The sequence below is a fragment of the Aeromonas sp. ZOR0002 genome, from assembly GCF_963866995.1.
Lineage (GTDB): Bacteria > Pseudomonadota > Gammaproteobacteria > Enterobacterales > Aeromonadaceae > Aeromonas > Aeromonas caviae.
Genome location: NZ_CAWMFQ010000076.1, coordinates 1 through 2,173, shown reverse-complemented (window position 1 = coordinate 2,173; position 2,173 = coordinate 1). Strand labels below are relative to the sequence as shown.

The window sequence follows — 2,173 nt, the reverse complement described above, 5'->3', positions numbered from 1 at the left end:
AATGATGGGATACCGCCAGCAGAGGCCGAAAATCGGCTTAACAGTGTGTCCGGATTTAGTTGACCACTACACATTGCCCAGCTCGGCGCTACTTATGTTGGGCTGATCGCTAAAGCGGGTCTAAACGTACACAGCACCGCTGCTGAGGCCTACCGTATTACCGTGCCCTTCGTCGCGCAGATGGGCTGGATACGTCTGCGCCAGATGGCACCAGCACACAAGGCATTACAGCATCAAGCTGATTCCTCATCGCTAACTCAAGACCTAATCCTGAGCAGCGAAGATGGTGACAAGCTGATGAGTATCCGACTGTTCGATAACCCTCCTTCTACGAGAGGTCGGCCACTACCAGCAGATCAAGTCGACTCACTCAGCCCCTTGCTATCGAATATCCCCGGCCTCGCCGCCTTGGCTGAGCTGACTGGCAGTAACTACGTACTGTGTAGCCTACCTATCGAGACACTGACCAAATCCAGCCAAGGCGATACCCTACGCGCTTGGGTCACCGAGGGCGGGCGCATCAAGGAACACGCCCACCTGCTCGGACCGGACGCATTACAGAATGTGCTTATCAACGGTGTAGCTTGGAACGTTCTATCTTCGGCCGTCGGGCAGAAACACTTGCACGACATCAGTGAGAAACTAACCGCCATAAAACGTCAGTTGGACGAAGTCCAAGGAGATCTGGAAAACCTAAGAAAACACAAGTTGATGAGCTTGCTCGACTACGTCCAGGGCTTGTTGGATCACCTTCACACTGATGGTATCGACACCTGTGCTCAGCACCATCTGGAGAGCCGACTGGTAGACCAAGGCGAGTTGGAAAAGTACTTCAGGGATAAAATTGCGGATGAACAGAAAAAAGCCAAAGAGCAGGGAACTGGAAAACTGTTCAAAAGCGACACGGCTAGGAGCGAACTGCTGGCGAGCCTAGAGCGCATGCAGAGTTGGGTGCAGAGCTACCTACAGGCAATACAATTGCGTGTCGTCATTTACGCCCTTCTACACAAACAGAATCCCTTGACCCGCTACCGTGCACAGGCCGCAAAGGCGTTAGCAGAACTAGCCTCAATTAAGGCTGTCCCTGAGGAAAGCTGCCAAATCTATAACGCTAAGATGGCCATGAGCGGCTCGTTGACCTCAGCCAACGATCATCAGAAGCGTCAACTCACCGAGCAATTGCAAGCACTGAACAACGATCTGGAGCAAGGACTTCAGGGCACACAACTGCTGTTCCGGACCTTCTTTGATTCATCCGAGCAGCAAGTGCTGCTGCAATTGAAGAACGGCGTGCCAATAGGCGCACGCCTCCTTGATTCTGTAACCTGACCCCATATGACGGGCTAGTTCTAAGCACGCTAGCCCCATCATGCTTCAGACCGGTTACAACGGCGGCGTGCGCGGCGGCACCATACGCTTGCTGCCGGTGGACTCGAAGGCCGAGGCGACGCGCAGCAGGTTGTTATCGTCATAGGCGCGACCGGCGAAGGTCAGGCCAACCGGCATGCCGATATCGGCCATCACGCCCATGGGGACGGTGACGGTCGGCACGCCGAGGTGGCGAATGGCGAGGTTGCCGTTGGCCACCCAGATGCCGTTGCTCCAGGCGATATCGGCGGAGGCCGGATTCACGTCTGCGTCAGCCGGGGCGACGTCGGCCACGGTCGGGAACAGCACGGCGTCGAGCTTGAGCCCGTCCATCCAGTCTTCCAAGTCCAGCTTGCGGGTCTGCTCCAGCCCACGCAGGCCGTCCGGCACTGTGGCGATCTCGTCCCAGGATTTCAGGCCGCGCTTGGCCATATTGACGTACTCGTCCATGCCCGCTGCCAGATCGCCCTCGCGGTTCGGTAGGGTGCCCGGATCGTGGGGGAAGATCTTCGGCCCATCGACATCAGCCAGCTTGTTCAACTTGGGATCGCCGTTGGCACGCAGGAAGTCGTCGAACGCCCAGCCGGATAGCTCCCACAGCTCGTCGTTGAGAAACTCCGGGCTCACGATGCCGCGATTGAACACGGTCGGCGCGCCGGGTCGGTCCCCTTCGCAGTTGGAGACCAGCGGGAAGTCCACTTCGATGACCTCGGCGCCCGCCGCTTCCAGCGCCTTGCGCGCCTCTTCCCAGAGGGCAATCACGGACGGACGGGTATGGATGCGCTGACCGGTCGGGCCGCCGATG

Annotated in this window: 2 protein-coding genes; one reads left to right on the top strand and one right to left on the bottom strand. The window is 57.9% G+C overall.

Annotation, left to right across the window (positions count from 1 at the left end):
• The first annotated feature begins 180 nt into the window (after nucleotides 1-180).
• Nucleotides 181-1,329 carry a hypothetical protein gene (locus tag AACR77_RS04525; RefSeq protein WP_139739627.1) on the top strand — a complete coding sequence of 383 codons (1,149 nt, stop codon included), beginning with the start codon at nucleotides 181-183 and terminating at the stop codon, nucleotides 1,327-1,329.
• Between the two features lie 54 nt (nucleotides 1,330-1,383).
• Here AACR77_RS04525 and AACR77_RS04520 read toward each other — a convergent pair.
• On the bottom strand, nucleotides 1,384-2,173 hold a 790-nt coding region (locus AACR77_RS04520), incomplete at its 5' end, for an amidase family protein (RefSeq protein WP_042880008.1).